At 69.6% G+C, this 2,665-nt stretch carries 3 protein-coding genes and 1 pseudogene; 1 reads left to right on the top strand and 3 read right to left on the bottom strand.

Features of this window, described 5'->3' with window-relative positions; translation table 11 throughout:
* Positions 1-421: pseudogene (locus tag G3N93_RS37590) on the bottom strand (type II toxin-antitoxin system Phd/YefM family antitoxin); the annotation flags it as partial.
* Positions 422-603: 182 nt separating this feature from the next.
* Here G3N93_RS37590 and G3N93_RS37585 point away from each other — a divergent pair.
* Positions 604-1,428, top strand: a complete 825-nt coding sequence (locus G3N93_RS37585) for a hypothetical protein (RefSeq protein ID WP_206122575.1) — start codon at positions 604-606, stop codon at positions 1,426-1,428.
* A 276-nt stretch (positions 1,429-1,704) separates the two neighbouring features.
* Here the strand turns inward: G3N93_RS37585 and G3N93_RS37580 are convergent, their stop codons facing one another.
* Both G3N93_RS37580 and G3N93_RS37575 read right to left on the bottom strand, forming a co-directional pair.
* The gene (locus G3N93_RS37580; RefSeq protein WP_241011610.1) at positions 1,705-1,956 is read right to left on the bottom strand and encodes a DUF4880 domain-containing protein; all 252 of its coding nucleotides are present in this window, start codon (positions 1,954-1,956) and stop codon (positions 1,705-1,707) included.
* A gap of 257 nt (positions 1,957-2,213) precedes the next feature.
* Positions 2,214-2,665: FecR family protein (locus G3N93_RS37575; RefSeq protein ID WP_374196553.1), on the bottom strand; the 452-nt coding region annotated here is incomplete at its 5' end.

Here is a 2,665-nt window from a genome sequence, read left to right as displayed (position 1 = left end):
GCGCGCAGGCCGCGCCGGTACCATCCAGCACGCGCAGCCGCATCCCGTCGACGGCACGCTCGCCGTCGACGTTGCGCGCCGCTGCGACCGGCAGCAGCAGTTCGACGCTGTCCTTTGCCAGCGCGCGCCCCCAGCCGGAACGCCAGCGGCTCATGTAATCGTGCAGTGCCGTCACGGCCGCGCCAAACCCCGGCGCGGCGGCCACGCCGGCATCCGGCATCCGCTGCCACGCGGCAATCGACGCGATCGCGTCGACGGCGAGGGCGAACAGCGTCTCGCGGATCGACTCGCCGTCGGGCTCGTCGCCGGCGTCCGCCGCGGCGCCGATCCAGTCGTCGTGCAGCGCGCATTGCAGCACGAGCCGCGCCATGATCGTCATCGGGCTCTGCTCGACAAAGCGTTCCCCGATCGTGCGCATCATCGGATTACCCCACCCTGTCTGGTTGATCGCACGAGCCGCCGCAACGGAATGCGCACGCGTGCGTCGCGATACGTTCGCACTTGACGGGCCGCCCGCGACGCCGCAGCATCGTGGGCGACCGGACCCGCGCAACGGCGCGCCGCCGCGGCGGTCCGCCCGCAATCGATGCACGAGGCACCGGCATGTACGTAGATCCCCGCGTGGCTCACGGCCGCGCCCGGTTCGACCTGAGCGGCTCCCCGCGGCTCGTCGCGGACGAGCGTCGCTGGGAAATCAGCGACGTCGTCACGCGCGGCCTCGACGATTTCACGGGCGTGCGCAACCGCCGCAACCTGATGCGGCTGCTCGAACGCCAGATCGCGCCGAAGCTCGCGCGCCTCGGGCTCGAGCCGTACGTCGGCGTGCTCGGTCATGCCGAAGGATTGTTCGTCAACTTCTCGACGATGAGCGCCGAGCACGGCCTGCGCGAATTCCAGCTTCAACTGACGGTGCCCGACCTCGTGCTGCGCAGCTTCGCGTCGAACGTGATCCGGCCGCACGCGGTTGCGCGCTGCATGCAGCGCAACGGCGTGATGTCGCTGGCGGAAATCGAATCTGAAACGCGCATCGCGTTCGTCGCGGCGCGCGTGATGCGCTCGCTGGCCCTCGCGGAAGGCTGGCAGCAGATCGGCGTGCCGACGCCGCACGGGCTGTTCGTCGGCGCGCTGACCGACACGCACGACGTCGCGATGAACACCTACTTCCGGCCCGGCGACAACGACCGTCCGTCGCGCTGGAGCGGCTTCTCGGCCCTCTTCTCGACGATGCCGGACTGGCGGCCGGAACAGGTCCGGCACGGCGGCGATCTGCTGCAATGGATGGTCAACCATATCGTGGCCCTGCAAGAATCCGCACCGTTCGTCGAACGCTTTCCCTTTCTGCGCGAGCCGCTGCGCGATGCCGGCGATCCGCTCGACGCCGCCTGGAACGGCGCACGCGCCGGCCTGCAGCCCGGGTCGCCATCCTGAATCCTGAGTCGTGAATCCGGGCTGGCGTGACGCGGCCGGCACCCACTCGGCCCACCCGCCACCCTGCGTGAGCGGTGATCCGGGAGCCCATTCAGGCCCCCGTTCCCCGGTCTCCGCCTTACCGCCCCTCTGCACAGCCCCCTCGCTCTCTCATATACAAGGTCGAAGCGAGCCCGCTTAACCCGCACACTTTCTTTCAGCGCGTGCGCCACAGCACGAGCACGACCACGCGCGCGATTGCGCACCACACCGGTGCGCGCGCAAAACGCCGCCGCATCAATGCGTGCGCGTCGGCCCGCCGGGCTCCTGGCGGCCGACCGTCTCCAGCACGGCCCACATCCAGATCAGCTCGCGGACCGTGCGTGCGTGCTCGTCGCTCTGCGCGCGCCAGCGCGCGAAAGCGTCGAGTTCCTGCTCCGTCGTGTCGCCGGTGCGCAACCACAACAACCAGCGCACCGCGCCCTCGCGGATCGCATCGGCGCGCGTATTCGCGTCGCCGGGATCCGACTCCCGTTGCGATTCGTTCATGATCACGCCACCGCCCGAAGCTCCATCGACACACATCCCCCGCACCGCGCATCGCTGCACGGCCGGGGCGCTTGCCACACACGCCTCGGGTCCGACGACGTCACACCGGGCCGCCATGACAGACAGCCCGGCGTTTGCCGGCCCTCATTGATCAAGTCGTATCGAACGGCCGTAACCCGCAGGGCGCGGACAGCCGGAAGCGACGCGAACGCATCGCCAGCGGGAGGAAGAACGGAAAGTAAGACGCGGAAAGCCGGTCAGCTCAGCAGCACGATGTTGCCGGGCAAGCGCGTGATGTGCGCGCCATACAGGCGGCCTACCATGTCGATCACGTCGTCGAGCCGCGTGATCGGAAACTGCGCCTGCATCCGGTTTTCGCCGAGCGACGCGCTGCGCAGGATGACCTTGCCGCGCCGGTAGCGGTTGATCTCGTCGACGACATCGGAAAGCGGCACGCCGTTGAACACCAGCATCCCGCGCCGCCATGCGCTGACCGCGCCCGGATCGATTCGCGACACGGGCTGCACGCCGCGATCGTCGTAGACGACCTGATCGTCGGCCGTCAGCGTGCGCGCGCCGCGCGGATGTTCGAGCGCGACCGTGCCGGAGAGGCAGGTCACACAGACCTGCGAGCCGGTGCGCCGTACGTTGAAGCGCGCGACGGTCGCCTGCATGCGGCCGCCGCCCGCAACCACGGTGACGGGCTGGA

This window comes from Burkholderia sp. Se-20378, assembly GCF_017104665.1.
Lineage (GTDB): Bacteria > Pseudomonadota > Gammaproteobacteria > Burkholderiales > Burkholderiaceae > Burkholderia > Burkholderia lata.
This window is presented reverse-complemented; position numbering and strand designations above follow the sequence as displayed.